This window comes from Lonsdalea britannica, assembly GCF_946477055.1.
GTDB lineage: Bacteria > Pseudomonadota > Gammaproteobacteria > Enterobacterales > Enterobacteriaceae > Lonsdalea > Lonsdalea britannica_A.
Map to the genome: position 1 here is coordinate 1 of NZ_CAMKXG010000002.1, position 21,392 is coordinate 21,392.

The window sequence follows — 21,392 nt, forward strand, 5'->3', positions numbered from 1 at the left end:
ACGAGATTCGCCTTAGTCTCGTGGGCTCGGAGATGTGTATAAGAGACAGATCTGGGGCGATACAACGACAAGCGGAGACGTATTAGGCGGAAGTTAGAGGCTTGGGGCCGTTGGTCAGGGAAAGAGGTTTTATAAGCGGGGTATAGCAAAGCCTATCAATAATAGGTAAACGCTATTTCGAAGCTGAAGTTATAGGCGAAAGAGGCCCGCACTGGGGCGAGCCTCTCCGTTTGCGCATCGACGAAACGTTACGCCATCTTCTTATATTTGATGCGGTGAGGCTCCAACGCCTCCGCACCTAAGGTACGTTTTTTGTATTCTTCATATTCGGTGAAGTTACCTTCGAAGAATTCCACTTTACCTTCATCCTGATAATCGATGATGTGGGTCGCGATACGGTCCAGGAACCAGCGGTCATGCGAGATAACCATCGCACAGCCTGGGAATTCCAGCAGGGCGTTTTCCAGCGCTCGCAGGGTTTCGATATCCAGGTCGTTGGTCGGTTCATCGAGCAGCAGCATGTTGCCGCCGACCTGTAGCAGTTTCGCGAGATGAAGACGTCCACGCTCACCGCCTGACAGTTCGCCGATGCGTTTGCCCTGATCCACGCCTTTGAAGTTGAAACGGCCGACATAGGCGCGGCTGGGCAGCTCGAAGTTGCCGATGCGCATGATGTCCTGACCGCCGGAGACTTCTTCCCAAACGGTTTTGCTGTTGTCCATGTTGTCACGGAACTGATCGACGGAAGCCAACTTAACGGTTTCGCCCAGGCTGATCTCGCCGCTATCTGGCTGTTCCTGACTGGATAACATACGAAACAGCGTGGATTTACCCGCGCCGTTCGGACCGATGATCCCCACAATCGCGCCTTTCGGCAGTGTGAAAGAGAGATTGTCGATCAGGACACGATCGCCATAAGATTTAGACAGGTTAGTGACTTCCAGCACTTTGTCACCGAGGCGCTGACCGGCTGGAATAAACAGTTCGCTGGTTTCATTACGTTTCTGATACTCAACGCTGTTGAGCTCTTCAAAGCGAGCCAGACGCGCCTTGCCTTTTGACTGGCGGCCTTTAGCGCCTTGGCGAACCCACTCCAGTTCTTTCTCGATAGACTTGCGACGTGCCGCTTCGGAAGATGCTTCCTGAGCCAGACGCTGGTCTTTCTGTTCCAGCCAGGATGAGTAGTTGCCTTCCCACGGAATCCCTTCGCCACGGTCAAGCTCCAGAATCCACCCGGCCACGTTGTCGAGGAAGTAGCGGTCATGGGTGATCGCCACTACGGTGCCTTCGTAATCGTGGAGGAAACGTTCCAGCCAGGCGACGGACTCGGCATCGAGGTGGTTGGTCGGTTCATCCAGCAGCAGCATGTCCGGTTTTTCCAGCAGAAGCCGGCAGATGGCGACGCGGCGACGTTCCCCGCCCGAAAGTTTGCCGATCGTGGCATCCCACGGCGGCAGGCGCAGGGCATCTGCGGCGCGCTCCAGCTGATTGTCGAGGTTGTGACCGTCGTGCGCCTGAATAATCGCTTCAAGCTCGCCCTGTTCTTTGGCGAGTTTATCGAAGTCCGCATCTGGTTCGGCATAGGCCGCGTAGACCTCATCCAGACGAGTCAGCGCCTGTTTGACTTCACCGACCGCTTCTTCAATCGCTTCGCGTACGGTCTGCTCCAGATTCAACTGGGGCTCCTGCGGCAGATAACCGATTTTGATGCCGGGCTGCGGGCGTGCCTCACCTTCGATGTCTTTGTCGATGCCAGCCATAATGCGCAGCAGCGTTGATTTACCGGCCCCATTCAGACCGAGTACGCCAATCTTGGCGCCCGGGAAAAAGCTGAGGGAGATATCTTTCAGAATATGGCGTTTCGGCGGAACAATTTTGCCGACGCGGTGCATGCTGTAAACGAATTGAGCCACGTTGCTCTGAGCCTCTCTCTGTCAATGTGGGTGCGGCGGCAGTTGATTTCACCGCACCGTAGGGGAATCGGTCGGATGCGGGCATAGCACGCGAATCCGGCCGATGAGTTCACTGTGACGAAGTTTAGCTGTTTTCAGCCGGTGATCCCAGCCATCAGGCGTATTGGTGGTTCGCTTTGCGTGACGCATTCCGGGAGTCATGCAACGGCAGAGTAAAGTTTCATTGAGAACTGGGAACCTGCTCGGAAATGGCATAAATACCGTTAATTTTCCGAGTGATGAATATTCCATGCTGGCGTATCGTTGTCTGACTGGATGTGCCACACTTAGCCGAAGTGAGAAGCATGACAGCTTTTTGGGCAGGATCACCGTTGCTTGGAGCACTGGCACCTGCGGGCAGATAAAACGATAACGAATGAGGTCAGCGTAGTGATATTCAAAGCGGTTTATTGGCGCCATGCCTTGGTGGCAGTTTCTCTGGCCGGAGTCTCGATTGCCGCGCAGGCCGACTCTCTTACCGAACAACGTGAACGCTATCAGCAGGTTAAAACCGCCTGGGATGCGAACCAGATGGATACCGTAGCGCAGTTGATGCCTACCCTGCGGGATTATCCGCTTTATCCCTATTTGGAATATCGTTCTCTGACGCAGGATCTTTCGCTGCTGACCAGTATTCAGGCGAAACAGTTCATCACGTCGCATCCCACACTTCCGGTTTCTCATAATTTGCAGACCAGCTTCATTAACGAGCTGGCACGGCGTCAGGACTGGAGAGGACTGCTGGCGTTCAGCCCGACCATGCCTAAGCCAATGGCCGCTCGTTGTAACTACCTCTACGCCAAGTGGATCACCGGGCAGCGTCAGGGAATATGGGAACAGAATCGAGATATCTGGCTGAATGGTCGCTCGTTGCCGGCAAGCTGTGACAATCTGCTGACCTCCTGGCAGCAGTCAGGAATTTTGACGCCCTCATTGATACTTGAACGCATTCTGTTGGCAATGGATTCGGGCAGCAGCGGTTTGGTGACACATCTGGTACGACAGCTGCCGCCGGATTATCAGACCATCGCGGATGCGTTAAGCGCGCTGCAGCGCGATCCGATGACGCTGGAGCACTTCGCTCGTACCGTCGGGCCGACGGAGTTCAGCCGGAAAGTGACGCTGGCGGCATTTACCCGTGTGGCCCGTCAGGACCCCGATGAGGCACGCTCCATGCTCCCTGTTATTGCGCGTTTGCAGGGGATGGGGAGTCTCGAGCGCAGCAAGATGGAAGAGGACGTCGTCTGGCGTCTGATGGGGAAAGAGATTTCCAGTGAGCAGGCAGAATGGCGCGATGCGGTAATACAGCGTAGTCAGTCCACCGCGCTGCTGGAGCGTCGCGTGCGTATGGCGTTGGGAGAAGGCGACCGACGTGGACTGGCGACATGGCTGGCGCGTTTGCCCGCCGAGGTGTTACAAAAAGACGAGTGGCGATACTGGCGGGCCATGCTGACAATTGAAAACGGGCAGCGCTCGGAGGGAGAAGGGCAACTGCGCGAATTGATGAAAGCCCGCGGCTTCTATCCCATGATTGCGGCGCAGCAGCTGAAGACTCAATATCCGCTGACGATTAAGGTAGCGGCCAAGCCCGATCGCACGGTGGATCAACTCGCCGAAGTCGCGCGTATTCGTGAGCTGATGTATTGGCATATGGATAATCTGGCGCGTGCCGAATGGTCAGGCTTGGTGGCGAGCCGCGAACGGTTGCAGCAGGAGGCGCTGGCTCGTTATTCCTTTGAGCAAGGCTGGTATGATCTCAGCGTGCAGGCCACAATCATCGGCAAAATGTGGGACAACCTGGAAGAGCGTTTCCCGCTCGCCTGGAATGATGAATTTCGTCGTGCCACTCAAGGCAAAGATATCTCTCAAAGCTATGCGATGGCGATAGCGCGTCAGGAAAGCGCGTGGAATTCTCAGGCGAAGTCCGCCGTGGGCGCATCAGGCCTGATGCAGCTAATGCCAGCGACGGCGCAGCATACCGCCGCAAAATTTAATGTCTCGAGTTATTCCAATAGTGCGCAGCTCATGGATCCGCAGACCAACATTGAATTGGGCACGCTCTATTTAGAGTATGTCTATCAGTCGTTTGGGCAAAACCGCATTCTGGCGTCTGCCGCATATAACGCTGGGCCATCTCGGGTTAATACCTGGCTGAGAAGTAGCAACGGGCGTATTGACGCCGTCGCTTTTGTCGAAAGTATCCCATTTTCGGAAACGCGAAATTACGTCAAAAACGTGCTGGCCTATGACGCCTATTATCGCTATTTCTTGAAACATAACTCGCCTGTACTCATCGACAGCGAGTGGCAGCGCCGCTATTAGACAGTCTGCAGGCCAGGTAGTCCAAAGGGGCGGCTTTGGCCTGAGGGTATGCAAAGGTACTTTATGAGTTAAATCCGTTTCTTTAAATATGCTATGCTTGCGTACTAGTTTATTAGTATGGCAAAGGGCTATGACGACACCATTTCCTCACGATCCCGCACTTTCTGAAGAAGATAATGAAAACTGGTCGTATTTTCTGGATCTCTTACGTCAGTCGGTGAAGGACGATCTGGCGCTAACGTTGCTTCAGCTGCTGCTGACGGCGGATGAACGAACGGCGCTTGGAACACGGGTACGTATTATTCAAGAGTTGTTGCGCGGTGATTTAAGTCAGCGAGAGTTAAAAAACGAATTAGGCGCCGGAATTGCGACGATCACGCGTGGGTCGAATAGCCTGAAGGCTGCGCCGCCCGATTTGAAGATTTGGCTTGAGGCGCAGCTTCTGGAAAAAAAAGCAGGGTAACGTTAAGGATGACGTTTTACGGCTTGGAAACGGCCTGTTGGAACAAGGTGTTTTGAAACGGCACCAGGGCCAGCAACAGGGCCTGATGATAAACGCTGGTTCGGGTCAGTTTACCGTTGGTGAATACGCCAATCGCGCCACCTTTTTGTTTCACATTCTGAATACCGCTCAGGCGCGCCATTTCATCGCCTAGCTCGCGGCCTTCACGGATCCCCTGCAGGACCGCTTCAGGGAGCATCAGACTGGCGGAACGGGACTCTCCGCGAATTGTCGCGTTTTCGACAACCATCCAGGCAAAGGTCATGTTGTCTTCAATACCGGCCTCAACGCCGACCCAAAAATCGGCCTCGGGACGTACCTGTCGAGCCATCATGACGCGGTTTCTTGCCCCCGTACGTGTTTCTGTGGAACCTAAGGGCTGTTGTGGAACGCCGCTGTCTACGTCGACTCCCTCAATGCGGCAATTTTCCGCACCAAAAACATCAGCAAATGCTAAAGTTACGGCGTTAATTTTTGCCGGGTTAGTCGTAGACGCTACAACGTAATACATAATGTTCTCTACTCTAGTCGTTAATTTGACGCAGTATAACGGAAAACAATCATGTTACAGGTATATCTTGTTCGCCACGGAGAGACCGAATGGAACGTGGCGCGGCGCATCCAGGGTCAATCAGATAGCAAGCTGACGTCGGCGGGGGAGCAACAGGCTCGTCGGGTGGCGGAACGGGTAAAACATCTGGGAATTACCCACATTATTGCCAGTGACCTGGGTCGGACGCGTCAAACGGCCGACATCATTTCAGAGGGCTGCGGCGGTTGCCCCATTCTGCTCGATCCCAACCTGCGTGAGCTAAACATGGGCGTTCTGGAAGAGCGTCTGATCGACTCGCTGAATAGCGAGGAAGAGGGATGGCGCAAGCAAATCGTGGATGGCACGCGGGAAGGTCGTATCCCTGAGGGGGAATCACTTTCAGAGCTGGCCGAACGGATGCACAAGGTGCTTGAGTTCTGCCTGACTCTGCCCCCGGGGAGCCGTCCGTTGCTGGTGAGTCACGGTATTGCGTTGGGCTGTTTGCTCGGAACGCTGCTGGGGTTACCTGCGTGGGCTGAGCGTCGCCTTCGTCTGCGTAATTGCTCACTGTCCCGTATCGACCATCAGCAGAGTCCGTGGCTGGCGTCTGGTTGGGTTGTCGAGACGGCCGGAGATGTATCCCATTTGGATTCTCCGGCACTGGACGAACTGCAGCGTTAGCGCAGCACTGGGATGAAGTATTCGCAGCGGATGACAGCTGGTGGCTCATCCTGCTTGACTCCCCCAGACAGGTTAAACCGCTCGATGTCGCAACCTTTGCGTCGGGTCAGCTTGAAGGTCGGCAGGCATGTGTCATACAGACTGACAATAAAGTCCTGCAGCTCATCCTTCGGGCCTTCATAGTTGAACTTTGCATACTCACCGCCCGGCAGGGTAATCGGGTCGCCCGGCGCAGTGCCTTCCGGCACGTTATCGGGCTCCATCGCCGTGGTATAGAGCACTTCATGCTCGTCATCTTTTTCTTTGCTCGGCCGAGAGTGCGCCAATCCATACAACAGGTTGGGAATTTGCTTGGCGTCGCCAAGATACTGGCGCCAGAAATGCACCCGAAGTTCCATACGGAAATGACACAACTGTTCCAACGTACCGCTGTAAGTTTGCGTCACACCAACCAGTTTTAATTCTGGCAGTGTGATGAACTCTGGCTGAGGCATAGTAAAAGCGCCCAGTCGGATGGGGGCTTGAATGCCGTGAGTGTTCCAGTCATCCGAGCGACGGTATGACGCGGGCGTTTGGGAAAACTGTTTCTTGAACGCGCGAGTGAAGGTTTGCTGAGAATCAAAGCGATACTGTAGAGCAATATCCAGAATGGGCCGACTTGTGAGGCATAGCGCCACGGCGGCTTTGGTCAGGCGTCTGGCCCGGATATAAGAACCGATGGCATGGCCTGTGACGTCCTTGAACATTCTCTGTAGATGCCATTTCGAATAACCCGCTTTTGCTGCGACTTTATCCAGCGACAGAGGCTGGTCCAGATGACCTTCCAGCCAGTTAAGCAGGTCATGTATGATACTGGCTTGATCCATAGCTCGTCCTCATAGAACACTCAGAGCGTTAAAGGTTATAAGACCTTGCATGATAGCAACTTTTTTCACCTACGACTGCCTGGAATTTCAGGTAAAACCTCAATGGCGCTCGTCGGTAGAGTGAGACCTCGCTACCGATGGGGGAAAAGTTTTCTTTGTCAGCTTTTACACGTCATGAGTGATGGTCACATATCAGGAAAATTGCAGAATGTTTAAAAAATCATTGTTGAGTCTTGGGCTCTTTCTAAGCGTTGCGGTTTCAGCGAGTGCTGAAGAGGTAGGCTCCGTCGATACGGTATTTAAGCTGTTTGGCCCCGACCATAAAATTGTGGTGGAGGCTTTTGATGACCCGGATGTCGCCAACGTCACGTGCTATTTGAGCCGGGCGAAAACGGGTGGTATCAAAGGGGGATTAGGGCTGGCTGAAGATACGGCGGATGCGGCTATCTCCTGTCAACAGGTGGGGCCGATCACGCTCAGTGAGAAAATCGCGAAGAGTAAAGGAAAGGGGAACGTTGTTTTTCAACAGCGCACATCGTTGATTTTCAAAAAGTTACAGGTGGTGAGGTTTTACGATGAGAAACGTAATGCGTTGATCTATCTGACTTACTCTGACCGCGTTATCGACGGTTCGCCCAAAAATGCGCTCAGCGCGGTGCCTATCATGGCATGGGCAAAAACGCAGTAATGCAGTAGAGCGGGCAAACCGGAGATTGACGCTCCGGTCTGCCCTATCGATCACTCTTCCAGATCGCCACAGAAGCGGTAACCCTCTCCATGGATGGTGGCGATGATTTCCGGCGTATCGGCGGTGGATTCAAAGTGTTTACGGATACGGCGGATGGTCACGTCGACCGTACGGTCATGCGGCTTCAGCTCGCGGCCGGTCATTTTCTTCAACAGTTCTGCACGGGACTGAATTTTTCCCGGGTTTTCGCAGAAATGCAGCATGGCGCGGAATTCGCTGCGCGGCAGCTTGTACTGCTCGCCGTTAGGGCTGATCAGCGAGCGGCTGTTGATGTCCAGTTCCCAGCCGTTGAAACGATAGCTTTCAACCAGACGGCGTTCTTCGGTGCCTCCGCCCAAATTCATGGTGCGTGACAGCAGGTTGCGTGCCCGGATAGTCAGTTCGCGCGGGTTGAATGGCTTGGTGATGTAGTCATCAGCGCCAATTTCCAGGCCCAGAATCTTGTCGACTTCGTTATCGCGGCCTGTGAGGAACATCAGCGCTACACTGGCTTGTTCACGCAGCTCGCGTGCCAGCAGCAGGCCGTTTTTACCTGGCAGATTAATATCCATAATCACGAGGTTGATATCGTTCTCGGACAGGATCTGATGCATTTCAGCACCATCGGTGGCTTCGTGAACGATATATCCCTCAGCCTCGAAAATGCTTTTGAGGGTATTGCGAGTGACTAACTCGTCTTCGACAATGAGAATGTGCGGGGTCTGCATGTTTGCTACCTAAAATTGCCAACTGATAATTTGAGAAGTACAAAAGTCTGGGTTCTTCAGGCGCTCTAGAAATAATGTTCACCGTCTCACGCGCCAACTGACTCAAGTACGTAAATGCGTTTCGATGCACTTTTCCTCACCCGCAAAGTGTTTTAATGGCTGGTGAGAGGAGGCGCTAAACTCGGCCTCAAGTTTTAAAAGTGGCGCACAGTTTAACCTTATTAACAGCAACATAACAGTAAGCACTGATTTCGCCAGCCAGCAAATTTACGGTTCTGTTGACATATATCAAATTTGATTGTAGCACGTTAAAAATTTTGTGAAAAACAGATATAAAATTGTCAATTGAAATCACATTTTCGCGGCTTGTTGAATCGATTTGACCTATAAATTGTGTGGTTTTTTGGCATAAACAACACCAAGAATGACTGTAATAGGGTGATACAAATGGTTTTTTATTTTGGGCACTTTCTTTAAGTCGATTAACCGCGTCATCTGGGCAGCAAAAATAAATAAGCCAACTATTGTTGCTTTTATGTTTCGATAATGTTTGATTTCTAATTTTACCCCACTTTATTTCTCCGCTTCTGACACCGTTTTTGTTGAGAGCACAATTTTTCCTTCTTTTTACCGTATTTAGCTGGCGCCTTTCAGCGGGGTGTTCGCCATGCCTTTGTCATCGCCATTAGGCTATCCGTGGTAAATTGTCTCCCCCATCGCGTTACACGATTTAGCGTGAAAGGGAGGACGTTTTTTTTGGCGATGCAGGATCTCAAGAGGCAGTCATGCAGTTTTATATTATTTTGGTGGCTCCGGCGCGGGCTGAGAACGTGGGCGCGGCGGCGAGAGCGATGAAAACCATGGGGTTCACCCGGCTGCGCATCGTCGATAGCCATGCGCATCTGGAGCCCGCCGCACGGTGGGTCGCTCATGGCTCTGGGGATATCCTGGACGGCGTTGAAACTTTTAGCTCGCTCGCCGATGCAGTGGCTGACGTTGATTTTACCGTTGCCACCACGGCGCGCAGCCGCGCCCGTTTTCACTATTACTGCACGCCGACCGAATTGCAGGGGGTGATGGAAGAGAAACGCAGTTGGGTTTCTTCCGCCGCGCTGGTGTTTGGCCGTGAAGACTCCGGGCTGACCAATGAGGAGCTGGCGCTGGCCGATGTCCTGACCGGCGTGCCGATGCAGGCGGACTATCCTTCCTTAAACCTGGGACAGGCGGTCATGGTGTACTGCCATCAGCTGTCGTCGCTGATGAATGTGCAGCGGGATAATGCGCCGGTAGCGCAAGCGGGGCAGTTGAACGCGCTGCGCCAGCGTATGGATCGCTTGCTGGTGGATATCGGGGCGGAACAGGATGCCAAACTCAAGGATTGGCTGCATCAGCGTTTAGGCATGCTCGAACAGCGGGACACCGCAATGCTGCATATGCTGCTGCATGACATCGAAAAAGCCCTCTCGAAAGAAAATCAGGGGAAATGAGTTTTTTGAAGTCAAATATAAGACTTGGTTATTTTTCATAAATCAATCTGTGGCGGTTTGTAAATTTACTGGTTTATCTGTCTGTCTGGCGATGTGGGGAACAGGGGCGAAAAATCAGAAATCCATTGACTTAGCGGTGTGATTGCCCTAACTAATAGGGCCAGAAAAAGTTTATTACGAACGAGATACGACTATTCCATGCGTCCATTTAGCCTGATCACCACGATTATTATTACCATCACCGATACGATGTATTGCGGTGCGGGCTGACGCGTAAAGAAGAATCCAAAAAGGCCCGCACTTCACAGTGCGGGTTTTTTTTTATGGCAGGCGAAATCCTGCCTGCCACAAGCGGCAATCAAGAATGCAGTGAGCGTTTTTGTTGACGGAAATTCAGGAGAACAGATAAAAATGCGAGTGTTGAAATTTGGCGGGACTTCGGTGGCAAATGCGGAACGGTTTGTTCGCGTTGCCGACATTATTGAAAGTAATGCACGGCAGGGACAGGTTGCCACCGTCTTGTCCGCCCCGGCAAAAATTACCAACCATCTGGTTGCGATGATCGAAAAAACCGTTGCCGGACACGACACTGAGACGCATTTTAACGAAGCACTGACGATTTTCTCTTCGCTGTTGTCCGGATTGGAAAAAGCGCAGCCGGGTTTCCCTTACGCCCGTTTGAACACGCTGCTCGATCAGGAATTCGCACTCATCAAGCAGGTACTTCATGGTATCTCCCTTCTGGGCCAGTGCCCGGACAGCGTGAACGCCGCCATGATTTGCCGCGGTGAAAAATTGTCCATCGCGATCATGGAAGGTTTGTTCCAGGCGCGCGGCTATCAGGTTTCGGTCATTAATCCGGTCGAAAAACTGTTGGCGCAGGGACACTATCTGGAGTCCACCGTCGATATCGCCGAGTCCACCCGTCGCATCAACGAACAGGCTATTCCCAAAGAGGACGTAATCCTGATGGCGGGCTTTACCGCCGGTAACGAGAAGGGTGAACTGGTGGTGCTGGGCCGCAACGGCTCGGATTACTCCGCCGCCGTGCTGGCCGCTTGCCTGCGCGCGGAATGTTGCGAAATCTGGACCGATGTCGACGGTGTTTACACCTGCGACCCGCGTCAGGTTCCGGACGCGAGGTTACTGAAGTCCATGTCGTATCAGGAGGCCATGGAGCTCTCCTACTTCGGCGCCAAAGTCCTCCACCCTCGCACCATCGCCCCCATCGCTCAGTTCCAGATCCCCTGCCTTATCAAAAACACGGAAAACCCCAAAGCGCCCGGCACGTTGATCGGACTCGACAGCTCCGACAAACAGTATCCCGTGAAGGGCATCACCAATCTCAGCAATATGGCGATGATTAACGTCTCAGGCCCGGGGATGAAAGGCATGATCGGGATGGCGGCCCGCGTATTCGCAGCCATGTCCCGTTCCGGGATTTCCGTCGTGCTGATTACTCAGTCCTCTTCCGAATACAGCATCAGCTTCTGCGTTTCTCAGAATGAACTGCGTCACGCGTGCAAAACGCTGGAAAGCGAATTCTATCTGGAGCTGAAAGAGGGCGTGCTCGATCCGCTGGATGTGATTCAGCGACTGGCTATCATCTCTGTGGTCGGCGACGGTATGCGCACGCTGCGCGGCCTGTCGGCGCGTCTGTTCACCGCGCTGGCCAGCGCGAACATCAACATCGTCGCCATTGCGCAGGGGTCGTCCGAACGCTCCATCTCCGTCGTGGTGAACAACGATGTCGCCACCACCGGCGTGCGCGTGGCTCATCAGATGCTGTTCAACACCGAACAGGTGATCGATGTCTTCGTGATTGGCGTCGGCGGCGTCGGCGGCGCTCTGCTGGAACAGATTCATCGTCAGCAGCCTTGGCTTAAGCAGAAACATATCGACCTGCGCGTGTGCGGCATCGCCAACTCCAAAGCGCTGTTGACGAACATCAACGGTATCTCGATGGACAACTGGCGCGAAGATCTGGCGAAAGCCCGCGAGCCGTTCAATCTGGAAACGCTGAGCCGTCTGGTGAAAGAGTACCACTTGCTGAACCCGGTTATCGTGGACTGCACCTCCAATCAGGCTGTGGCCGATCAGTATGTGGATTTCCTGAAAGACGGTTTCCACGTCGTCACGCCGAACAAGAAAGCGAACACCGGCAGCCTGAACTATTACCATCAGCTGCGTGATGCGGCGGCCGCCTCTCGCCGTAAGTTCCTGTACGACACTAACGTGGGTGCGGGTCTGCCCGTGATTGAAAACATGCAGAACCTGCTTAATGCGGGCGATGAACTGGTTCAATTCAACGGGATTCTGTCCGGTTCGCTATCCTTTATCTTCGGCAAGCTGGATGAGGGTATGACGCTGTCGCAGGCGACTCTGCTGGCGAAAGAAAAAGGGTATACCGAGCCGGATCCTCGTGACGATCTGTCCGGTATGGACGTTGCGCGTAAATTGCTGATTCTGGCGCGCGAAGCGGGCTATGAGCTGGAGCTGGACGATATTCTGGTCGAATCCGTATTGCCGGACAGCTTCGATGCGTCTGGCGATGTGGCGACCTTTATGTCCCGCCTGCCGGAACTGGACGGCGAGTTTGAACGCCGTGTGGAAAAAGCGCGCGACGAAGGGAAAGTGCTGCGTTATATCGGTATGATTGAAGACGGTCAGTGCAAAGTCGCCATCAGCGAGGTGGGCGGCAATGATCCGTTGTTCAAGGTCAAAGACGGTGAGAACGCCCTGGCCTTTTACAGCCGCTATTACCAGCCTCTGCCGCTGGTGCTGCGCGGTTACGGAGCTGGAAACGATGTGACGGCGGCGGGTGTTTTCGCCGATCTGTTGCGTACCTTGTCATGGAAGGTGGGAGTGTAATCATGGTCAGAATTTATGCACCGGCCTCCATCGGGAATGTGAGCGTTGGGTTTGATGTCCTGGGCGCGGCTGTTTCGCCGATAGATGGTTCTTTGCTGGGAGACTGTGTCTCCGTCAGCGCGGCTGATGAATTCAGCCTGAAGAATGAAGGGCGCTTCGTCAGCAAACTGCCGACTGAGGCCCGCGAGAACATCGTTTATCAGTGCTGGGAGCGTTTCTGTCAGGAACTCGGCAAAACCGTGCCTGTGGCGATGACGCTGGAAAAAAATATGCCTATCGGCTCCGGTCTGGGCTCAAGCGCCTGCTCCGTGGTCGCCGGGCTGATGGCAATGAATGAATTTTGCGGTAAACCGCTGGATGACAATCGTCTGCTGACGCTGATGGGCGAGCTGGAAGGCCGCATTTCGGGCAGCGTTCACTACGATAACGTTGCGCCGTGTTTTCTGGGCGGCATTCAGCTGATGGTGGAAGACTGCGGGATCGTCAGTCAACCCGTGCCGGGGTTTGACGACTGGCTGTGGGTGATGGCTTATCCCGGCATCAAGGTGTCGACCGCCGAAGCGCGGGCGATTCTGCCTGATAGCTACAGTCGCCAGGACTGTATTCGTCATGGCCGCTACCTGTCTGGCTTTATTCACGCATGTCATACCGGCCAGGCTGAGCTGGCGGCGACCTTGATGCACGATGTGATTGCGGAACCTTACCGCACCCAGCTGCTGCCCGGTTTCGCCGAGGCACGACAGGCGGCGCAGGAAATCGGCGCGCTTGCGACCGGGATTTCCGGTTCCGGTCCGACGCTCTTCTCAGTCTGCAACGATAAAGTGGTCGCGGAGCGTCTGGCGGACTGGCTGCGGGTAAACTATCTGCAAAATGACGAAGGTTTTGTTCATATTTGCCGTCTGGATACGTCCGGCGCGCGACAATTGGGATAACGCATGAAACTGTACAATCTGAAAGATCATAACGAACAGGTCGATTTTGCTCAGGCGATACGACAAGGATTGGGAAGCCAGCAAGGTCTGTTTTTCCCGCTGGATCTGCCGGAGTTTGATCTGACGGCGATCGATGAGCTGCTGGAGCAGGACTTCGTGACCCGCAGCAGTCGTATTCTGTCGGCCTTTATCGGTGACGAGCTGCCGCCGGAAACGGTCTACCAGCGGGTCAAAGCGGCGTTCGCTTTCCCTGCGCCGGTCGTCCCGGTCAGCGAAGATATCGCGGCGCTGGAATTGTTCCACGGTCCGACGCTGGCCTTTAAAGACTTCGGCGGTCGCTTTATGGCGCAGATGCTGGCGGAAGTCGCCGGCGATCAGCAGATCACCATTCTGACCGCAACTTCCGGCGATACCGGTGCCGCGGTGGCGCATGCGTTCTACGGTCTGGAAAACGTGCGCGTCGTTATCCTGTATCCGCGCGGCAAAATCAGCCCGCTGCAGGAAAAACTGTTCTGCACGTTGGGCGGCAACATCCATACCATCGCCGTCGACAGCGACTTCGATGCTTGTCAGGCGCTGGTGAAACAGGCGTTTGACGATCAGGAACTGAAAGATACGATCGGTCTGAACTCCGCTAACTCCATCAACATCAGCCGCCTGCTGGCCCAGATCTGCTACTACTTCGAAGCTGTGGCGCAGCTGCCGCAGGAAGCGCGCAATCAGCTGGTCGTCTCGGTACCGAGCGGCAACTTCGGCGATCTGACCGCGGGTCTGCTCGCCAAATCGCTGGGCCTGCCGGTCAAACGTTTCATCGCCGCGACCAATGCGAACGACACCGTGCCGCGCTTCTTGCAGAACGGCGCATGGCAGCCTAAACAGACGGTCGCCACGTTGTCGAATGCGATGGACGTCAGCCAGCCGAACAACTGGCCGCGCGTGGAAGAGCTGTACCGTCGTAAAAACTGGCAGTTGAATACGCTGGGCTTTGGTGCGGTCAGCGACGAGACCACTAAAGAGGCAATGCATGAGCTGGAAGCGCTGGGTTATACCTCTGAGCCTCATGCGGCCATCGCTTACCGTCTGCTGCGCGATCAGCTGCAGCCAGGAGAGTTCGGCCTGTTCCTGGGAACGGCGCATCCGGCGAAGTTCAAAGAGAGCGTGGAAGAGATTCTGGGTAAACCGCTGGAGCTGCCTGCCGCCCTGGCGGAGCGCGCCGATCTGGAGCTGCTGTCTCACCACTTCGGTGCTGACTTCGCCCAGCTTCGTCAGTTCCTAATGGAACTGCCGCGCTAAACCACATCGCGAGCCGTGAGGAGAGCCTTCTCCTCACGGCGCTGGCGAGCGTCCGGCGGCGTTGCAGGCGTTAGGCCAGCAAACCCGCGCCGTTGGATGGCTGGCTGATATACAGCGTAGGTTGCAGGCCGGTGAGACGCGGGTATTCCCGCTCAATCACCGCGCCGATGTCCTGCGTCATGTCTACGGGAACCAGCGCCACCACACAGCCTCCGAAACCGCCTCCCGTCATTCTCGCGCCTCCCCGATCGCCGACCTCATCCTGAATTAACTTCGCCAACGCATCGACGGGCGGGACCGTGATTTCAAAGTCGTCACGCATGGAAAGATGCGACTGCCTCATCAGCGTGGACAGGCTCGGCATATCGCCTGCGGTCAGCGCTTCGGCGGCGGACAGCGTACGGGCATTTTCCGTGATGACGTGACGCGCGCGGCGCGCGGCAAGATCGTCCAGCCCGGCTTTTTCCTGCTCGAACTGTTCCAGAGAGACATCCCGCAGCGCAGTGACGCCAAAATGGCGGGCCGCGATTTCGCACTGCTGCCTGCGCAGGTTGTATTCGCTGTCCACCAGACCACGATGGACGTTGGAATGGACGATCATGACGGCGATCCCTGTGGGCATTTTCACCCGAGAATGATCCAGCGAGCGGCAGTCGATCAGCAGGGCATGACCTGCGCGGCCCTGCGCTGAGATGTACTGATCCATAATGCCGCAGCTACAGCCGACGAAGTCGTTCTCTGCCTGCTGTCCGTTCAGCGCGAGCTCAAGCTGGCTGAGCGACAGTCCATTCAACGCTTTAAAGGTTTGACCGATGGCGACTTCCAGCGACGCGGAGGAGCTTAATCCCGCGCCGGTGGGAACGTTGCCGACGATGGTCATATCCATCCCCGTCAGATTCACACCGCGCAGCCGCAGGCATTTCACCGTACCGCGAACGTAATTGGCCCAGCCGAAGGTGGGATGCGGCACAATATCCTGCGTCAGATCGAACTCATCCCGCTGACGATCGTAATTAATGGCGACGACCCGGATGCGGCCATCATGACGCGGGCGGGCGGCGATCACGGTCTGATAGTCAATTGCGCAGGGCAGGACAAACCCCTCGTTATAGTCGGTGTGTTCGCCGATCAGATTGACGCGCCCCGGCGCCTGAACGAAGGCGGCCGGCGCGTAGCCGAATGACTCCTGGAATACCGCGGCTGCGGTCATTTTCAAATGGGTGATGCGAGTGGTCATCTGTCAGCCTCAGGCGTGTTCGCGAAAGTGAATGTCGCTGACCGCCCGCAGGCGTTCTGCCGCCTGCTCCGCCGTCAGATCGCGCTGGCTTTCCGCCAGCATTTCATAGCCCACCATGAATTTTCGGATACTGGCGGAGCGCAGCAGCGGCGGGTAGAAGTGTGCGTGCAACTGCCAGTGGTCGTGGCTTTCCGCCGTGAAGGGCGCTCCGTGCCAGCCCATGGAATAGGGAAATGAGCACTGGAACAGATTGTCGTAGCGGCTGGTCAGCTTTTTCAGGGCAAGTGCCAGATCGTCGCGCTGTCGGTCATTCAACTGCGGTAATCGCCGGACGGCGAATTTCGGCAGCAGCAGCGTTTCAAACGGCCACGACGCCCAGTAAGGGACCACCGCCAGCCAATGCTCGGTTTCCACCACGGTGCGAACGCCCGCCTGTTGTTCGCGTTGCATGTAGTCGAGCAGCATCGGGGTTCCGTACCGCGTCAGATAGTCGCGCTGCTGCTGGTCTTCAATCTTCGCCTCGTTGGGCAGAAAATCATTGGCCCAGATCTGCCCGTGCGGATGCGGGTTGGAACATCCCATCATCGCGCCCTTGTTTTCAAACACTTGCACCCAGGGATAATGGGCACCCAGTTCTGCGGTCTGATCGCTCCAGGTATTAATGACGGCGCGCAGCGCGCGGAGGGGGAGCTGCGGGATCGTTTTACTGTGATCGGGAGAGAAGCAGATCACCCGGCTCAGCCCACGGGCGTTGCTCATCTGAAAGAGCGGATCCTCGCCCGGTGAGACGTCCGGGGTGTCCGGTAGCAGCGCTGAAAAATCATTGGCGAAGACAAACGTGCTGGCGTAGTCGGGATTGACCTCTCCAGAGATACGACGGTTGCCGGCACACAAGTAACAGCTCGGATCGTGGGCGGGCGGTGTCGTGAGATCGGGGTGATCCTGCTGTCCTTGCCAGGGCCGTTTGGCCCGATGCGGCGAGACCAGCACCCAGTCGCCCCTAAGTGGGTTGAAGCGTCTGTGTGGGTGTTCTGTAGGTTCAAACAACATCATGGACGACTCCTGTGTCATCACTGGGACCGATGCCCCGTGTTGCAAAGCGTTGATCCGCTTTTTGGGCGAGAGAAATTGATGAATTGTGTAATCAGTTACACCCCATTTTATATAGGAATGTGGCCTAAAATTGGCATACTGTTGAGCGGTGATTTGTTGTTTTTTTTGATTTTGTGTAATCGGTTACCCCATTTAAACAGCGGCGGATCATTTTGTGAAGTGCCGATAGAGGTAAGGACCGTGACCACGATCGCGTAAACGTATCGCGCCTGCGTGAGGTGCGGTAGAAGGTCGCAGGCTTAGGGTGAAAGCGGTATATTGAGCGGCATGGCGAGCGCTGTGTGTCGCCCCGTAATAGGCAATAACGTCAATGTGTGTGCCACTGCACGCCGTTACGTATACAGGAATGTGATATGGCTACCATAAAGGATGTTGCCCGTTTGGCGGGTGTCTCAGTTGCGACAGTGTCCCGTGTGATTAATGACTCCCCCAAGGCCAGCGTGGCGTCGCGCGAGGCTGTGACTCAGGCGATGGTGGCGCTGCAGTATCATCCTAACGCCAATGCTCGCGCGCTGGCGCAGCAAAGCGCCGAGACGATGGGACTGGTGGTGGCGGATGTCTCCGATCCCTTTTTCGGCACCATGGTTAAAGCGGTCGAACAGGTGGCCCAGAGCGCTAAAAAGTTCCTGCTGATCGGCAATGGTTATCACGATGCCGAACAGGAAAAACAGGCGATCGAACAGCTCATTCGCCATCGCTGCAGCGGTTTGGTGGTGCATGCGAAAATGATCGCCGACGATGAGCTCGCCATGCTGATGGACCATATTCCGCACATGGTGCTGATCAATCGGGTGCTGAAAGGTTATGAACGACGTTGCATCGCGCTGGACGATCGTCAGGGCGCATTTTTATCCACGCAGCATTTGATTCAGTCAGGCCATCGGCGCATCGGTTTCCTGTGTTCAAACCATCCTATTTCCGACTCAGCCGACCGTCTGCAAGGATATAAAGAGGCGCTGGCTAAACATCAAATCGCCTACGATGAGCGGTTGGTGGCGAGTTCTACCCCGGACGAAGCGGGCGGTGAGATGGCGATGACGATCCTGTTGAGTCGCGGCGGAGATATGACCGCGGTGGCCTGTTACAACGATTCGATGGCGGCGGGCGCGCTGTCGGTGCTGGATGATAACGGTATCGCGGTGCCTCAGGCGATGTCGCTGGTGGGATTCGACGATGTCCTGATCGCCCGTTATTTACGTCCTCGCCTCACCACGATCCACTATCCTGTCTCGGCGATGGCGGTACAGGCTGCGGAGCTGGCGTTGGCGCTGTTCGAAGGCAGAGAGCCGGCGGAGTCGACGCATCTGTTTCACCCCACGCTGGTGAGACGTCAATCGGTCGCAGGGCCGTCCGAGCCCCGCTGATGTCATCGGCTGTCCGTGCGCGATAAAGGGGATCGTCCTCTATCCCCGAGCGCGATACCGCGGCAGCCTCCGCATACCGATATGCGCTTCTGTGCGCTGAACGCCTTATTGGAGGTGTTGGTCCAGAAAGGCCCGGATGACCGGAATGATCTCCTGTCCGTGCGTTTCCAGCGCAAAGTGGCCGGTATCGTAAAAACGGATGTCGGCATTCGGAATATCGCGCTTCCAGGCTTTCGCGCCAGCGGGCAGAAAATAAGGGTCATTTTTGCCCCAGACGGCGAGCAGCGGTGGCTGTGTCTCACGGAAGTAGGCTTGAAAACGCGGGTAATTACGTACGTTGGACGCATAATCCAGCACCAGATCGAGCTGAATATCGGCATTGCCCGGGCGTGATACGTGCAGTCCCTCGAGTGTATAGCCATCCGGCGATACGAGGTCAGTCTCCGGCACGCCTTCCAGATACTGCCATTTGACGGCGGCAGGCGTCGGAAAATCGCTCAACGCTGCGCGGTTTTCCGGCGTCGGCGAGTCCCAATACTTTCTGATGGCGTCCCAGCCCTGAGCTAAACCTTCTTCGTACGCATTACCATTCTGAGAAATAATCGCCGAAATCCGCTCCGGATGCGCCGCCGCCAGGCGCCAGCCGACGGGTGCGCCGTAGTCATGCACCATGATCGCGTAGCGCTTGAGCTTCAATTGCTCTGTGAATTGGTCGATCGTTTCCGCCAGATTATCAAACGTATAAGCATACTCGCCCCTCGACGGCGCTTCGGTGAAACCAAATGACGGCAGGTCAGGCGCAATCACATAATACTTCTCCGCCAGCGCCGGGATGAGATCCCGGAACATGTACGACGACGCGGCGAAGCCGTGCAGCAGGAGCACGCAGGGGGATGAGGGATTCCCCGCTTCTCGATAGAACATGTTGACCTGTCCCACCGGTTCATAGCGGTAGTGGACCTGCGGTGGCGTTTTCACGGTGCTGGCAGCGTTCATCGTTTTTCCTTTGTAACCTTTAAAGTGGTTATTTGAAGGTTACTGATATCTCGTGTAACCTGTCAATTATTTTTTAAGGGTTACATCGATGACGGCATCCTCTTCTTCGCAGCCTCACTTTCTCGCGAACCATCTGGCTCTGGACTTTATTAATAGCGCCTATGGCGTCGGGGAGGCGTTTCAGGACTGTCTGACCGATGATGTCAGCGTTGTCTCCTGGCTTAAGGCCGCCGGGCAACTTCCTGACGATTTTTCAGATATTCCGTCCGGCCTCGCTGAAAAGGCCAGAGCGTTAAGAGAGACGGCAGGGCAAATGATTGCGTCGGGCCGGGCTGGGGTGGCCTGTTGTCCGGAGGCGGTCAATCAGGTCTTGGATCAAGGACGACCAACCAGACGGTTGGAGTGGGACGAACCGGCGTCAGCGTTCAAACTGATTGAATGCCGCAGAGACGACCGTGTTGATAGCTTGCTTGAGCCGATAGCGGCTGCGCTGGCGGTGCTGCTGTCTGGGGAAGAGTTGAAGTATGTGCGCCAGTGCGAGGCCCACGACTGCACGCTGCTGTTCCTGGACACCACAAAGTCGCATCGACGCCGCTGGTGCAGCATGGCGCTCTGCGGTAACCGAATGAAAGTGGCGGCGTTTCGCTCACGGAAGCAGGACGCGAGATGAGCGGGTTTCGAGCCGTCACCTCAATCACATTCAGGTGACGACATCAATAAAACATCAGCGTGGTGAAGGCTGAACATCGCTCGGTATGCTGTTGAATAGGCTAAACGATGGATATGTCCAGAACGCCTTCAATACCAGAAGGCCGAAAGGCGACGAAGTGTGGATCGCCGCCGTGGCTTCCGCCACTCCTTATACGCGTTCGGCGCGTTTGAATACCAGCTCGTCCGCTGACGACTCGGCGGCGGCGAAGCCGTATCCCTCAAGATCAAACCCTTTCAGCTGTTCCGGCTGCGTGAGCTGATTCTGGATGATGAAACGGCTCATCAGCCCACGGGCTTTTTTGGCATAGAAACTGATGACTTTGTATTTGCCGTTTTTCTCATCCAGAAAGACCGGCTTGATGATGCGCGCGTTCAGCGCCTTGGGCTTCACCGACTTGAAGTATTCGTCGGAAGCAAGGTTAATCAAGATGTCGTCACCCTGCGCTTCCAGTGCCTGATTCAGCGTGTGGGTGATGGTATCTCCCCAGAACTGATACAGGTTATCTCCCGCCTGATTGTTGAGTTTTATCCCCATTTCCAGCCGGTAGGGCTGCACCAAGTCCAGCGGGCGCAGCACGCCGTACAGGCCTGAAAGAATACGCATGTGCTTCTGGGCGAATGAAAAATCACGATCGCTGAAATCCTCGGCCGCGAGTCCGGTATACACGTCGCCCTTAAACGCGAGCAGCGCCTGACGAGCGTTATCCGGCGTGAAGTGGGGCTGCCAGTCGTTGAAGCGCGCCGCGTTCAGCCCGGCGAGTTTGTCGCTGATGCCCATCAGCGAAGCGATCTCCGCAGGCGTCAGTTTCTTGCAGCGTTCGATGAGCTGGGACGAGCGCTCCAGCAGTTCTGGCTGAGAGTGACGCTGAGTCGGGAGCGGGCTGGTGTAGTCCAGCGTTTTGGCCGGAGAGATCGTGATAAGCATGAGCGGGTTCCCTTTGATTTCTATGCGCAATTTTTATAGCACTAATGTAGCAAAAAACGGGCTAATACCGGGGAAGGAAAGGGCGATGGTTGCGACAGGGAGGGGTAATCGACGCGGCTGCCAAGGGACTTTTTTTCGCCTTTATATCCACAT

19 protein-coding genes and 1 other annotated feature are annotated in these 21,392 nt (G+C 55.3%); of the genes, 11 read left to right on the forward strand and 8 right to left on the reverse strand.

The window, feature by feature from the left end; translation table 11 throughout:
* Positions 1-248 precede the first annotated feature (248 nt).
* On the reverse strand, positions 249-1,913 hold the full coding sequence (gene ettA, locus Q7O77_RS00320) for an energy-dependent translational throttle protein EttA (protein WP_085651284.1): 1,665 nt from the start codon (positions 1,911-1,913) through the stop codon (positions 249-251).
* 375 nt (positions 1,914-2,288) lie between these two features.
* On the opposite strand from ettA, the gene sltY reads away from it, so the two are divergent.
* Both sltY and trpR read left to right on the forward strand, forming a co-directional pair.
* Positions 2,289-4,274, forward strand: a complete 1,986-nt coding sequence (gene sltY / locus Q7O77_RS00325; RefSeq protein WP_304162178.1) for a murein transglycosylase — start codon at positions 2,289-2,291, stop codon at positions 4,272-4,274.
* A gap of 130 nt (positions 4,275-4,404) precedes the next feature.
* Positions 4,405-4,737: a trp operon repressor gene (gene trpR / locus Q7O77_RS00330; protein ID WP_085651285.1), complete on the forward strand. Its 333-nt coding sequence runs from the start codon at positions 4,405-4,407 to the stop codon at positions 4,735-4,737.
* A 16-nt stretch (positions 4,738-4,753) separates the two neighbouring features.
* Here trpR and yjjX read toward each other — a convergent pair whose 3' ends face one another.
* Positions 4,754-5,287: an inosine/xanthosine triphosphatase gene (gene yjjX / locus Q7O77_RS00335; RefSeq protein WP_085651286.1), complete on the reverse strand. Its 534-nt coding sequence runs from the start codon at positions 5,285-5,287 to the stop codon at positions 4,754-4,756.
* A gap of 51 nt (positions 5,288-5,338) precedes the next feature.
* Between yjjX and gpmB the strand changes: the two genes are divergently transcribed.
* Positions 5,339-5,989: a 2,3-diphosphoglycerate-dependent phosphoglycerate mutase GpmB gene (gpmB, locus tag Q7O77_RS00340; RefSeq protein ID WP_094118069.1), complete on the forward strand. Its 651-nt coding sequence runs from the start codon at positions 5,339-5,341 to the stop codon at positions 5,987-5,989.
* On the opposite strand, the gene robA is transcribed toward gpmB, so the two are convergent.
* Positions 5,986-6,855: an MDR efflux pump AcrAB transcriptional activator RobA gene (robA, locus tag Q7O77_RS00345; RefSeq protein WP_094118070.1), complete on the reverse strand. Its 870-nt coding sequence runs from the start codon at positions 6,853-6,855 to the stop codon at positions 5,986-5,988. The genes gpmB and robA overlap by 4 nt on opposite strands.
* A 208-nt stretch (positions 6,856-7,063) precedes the next feature.
* Here robA and creA point away from each other — a divergent pair, with 208 nt between their 5' ends.
* Positions 7,064-7,543 (forward strand): protein CreA, encoded by a 480-nt coding sequence (gene creA, locus Q7O77_RS00350; RefSeq protein ID WP_304162188.1) that lies wholly within the window; start codon positions 7,064-7,066, stop codon positions 7,541-7,543.
* 50 nt (positions 7,544-7,593) lie between these two features.
* On the opposite strand, the gene arcA is transcribed toward creA, so the two are convergent.
* Positions 7,594-8,310 carry a two-component system response regulator ArcA gene (gene arcA / locus Q7O77_RS00355; protein WP_026739041.1) on the reverse strand — a complete coding sequence of 239 codons (717 nt, stop codon included), beginning with the start codon at positions 8,308-8,310 and terminating at the stop codon, positions 7,594-7,596.
* 785 nt (positions 8,311-9,095) lie between these two features.
* On the opposite strand from arcA, the gene Q7O77_RS00360 reads away from it, so the two are divergent.
* The 5 genes from Q7O77_RS00360 to thrC all read left to right on the forward strand — a co-directional run bounded on the left by Q7O77_RS00360 (position 9,096) and on the right by thrC (position 14,893).
* Positions 9,096-9,797, forward strand: coding sequence for a tRNA/rRNA methyltransferase (locus tag Q7O77_RS00360; RefSeq protein ID WP_304162193.1), 702 nt, complete (start codon positions 9,096-9,098; stop codon positions 9,795-9,797).
* 198 nt (positions 9,798-9,995) lie between these two features.
* Entirely contained in the window at positions 9,996-10,067 is a 72-nt protein-coding gene (thrL, locus tag Q7O77_RS16960; RefSeq protein ID WP_072000207.1) for a thr operon leader peptide, read from the forward strand.
* Positions 10,003-10,121 (forward strand) — a sequence feature (Thr leader region). It overlaps the preceding gene by 65 nt.
* A gap of 87 nt (positions 10,122-10,208) precedes the next feature.
* Entirely contained in the window at positions 10,209-12,668 is a 2,460-nt protein-coding gene (thrA, locus tag Q7O77_RS00365; protein ID WP_304162195.1) for a bifunctional aspartate kinase/homoserine dehydrogenase I, read from the forward strand.
* Between the two features lie 2 nt (positions 12,669-12,670).
* Positions 12,671-13,600 carry a homoserine kinase gene (gene thrB, locus Q7O77_RS00370; protein WP_304162198.1) on the forward strand — a complete coding sequence of 310 codons (930 nt, stop codon included), beginning with the start codon at positions 12,671-12,673 and terminating at the stop codon, positions 13,598-13,600.
* A gap of 3 nt (positions 13,601-13,603) precedes the next feature.
* Positions 13,604-14,893: a threonine synthase gene (thrC, locus tag Q7O77_RS00375; protein WP_304162200.1), complete on the forward strand. Its 1,290-nt coding sequence runs from the start codon at positions 13,604-13,606 to the stop codon at positions 14,891-14,893.
* Between the two features lie 70 nt (positions 14,894-14,963).
* On the opposite strand, the gene galK is transcribed toward thrC, so the two are convergent.
* Together galK and Q7O77_RS00385 are read right to left on the reverse strand one after the other, a co-directional pair.
* A complete protein-coding gene (gene galK, locus Q7O77_RS00380; RefSeq protein ID WP_304162203.1) occupies positions 14,964-16,130 on the reverse strand; it encodes a galactokinase in 1,167 nt (388 codons plus the stop codon).
* 9 nt (positions 16,131-16,139) lie between these two features.
* Entirely contained in the window at positions 16,140-17,183 is a 1,044-nt protein-coding gene (locus tag Q7O77_RS00385; protein WP_304162206.1) for a UDP-glucose--hexose-1-phosphate uridylyltransferase, read from the reverse strand.
* A gap of 413 nt (positions 17,184-17,596) precedes the next feature.
* Between Q7O77_RS00385 and galR the strand changes: the two genes are divergently transcribed.
* Positions 17,597-18,607, forward strand: a complete 1,011-nt coding sequence (gene galR, locus Q7O77_RS00390) for an HTH-type transcriptional regulator GalR (protein WP_304162209.1) — start codon at positions 17,597-17,599, stop codon at positions 18,605-18,607.
* A 105-nt stretch (positions 18,608-18,712) separates the two neighbouring features.
* Here the strand turns inward: galR and Q7O77_RS00395 are convergent, their stop codons facing one another.
* On the reverse strand, positions 18,713-19,603 hold the full coding sequence (locus Q7O77_RS00395) for an alpha/beta fold hydrolase (RefSeq protein WP_304162212.1): 891 nt from the start codon (positions 19,601-19,603) through the stop codon (positions 18,713-18,715).
* Between the two features lie 88 nt (positions 19,604-19,691).
* Between Q7O77_RS00395 and Q7O77_RS00400 the strand changes: the two genes are divergently transcribed.
* Positions 19,692-20,273: a CGNR zinc finger domain-containing protein gene (locus Q7O77_RS00400; RefSeq protein ID WP_304162215.1), complete on the forward strand. Its 582-nt coding sequence runs from the start codon at positions 19,692-19,694 to the stop codon at positions 20,271-20,273.
* 189 nt (positions 20,274-20,462) lie between these two features.
* Here the strand turns inward: Q7O77_RS00400 and yaaA are convergent, their stop codons facing one another.
* Complete coding sequence (gene yaaA / locus Q7O77_RS00405) at positions 20,463-21,239, reverse strand: peroxide stress protein YaaA (RefSeq protein WP_304162217.1); 777 nt, start codon at positions 21,237-21,239, stop codon at positions 20,463-20,465.
* Between the last annotated feature and the right edge of the window lie 153 nt (positions 21,240-21,392).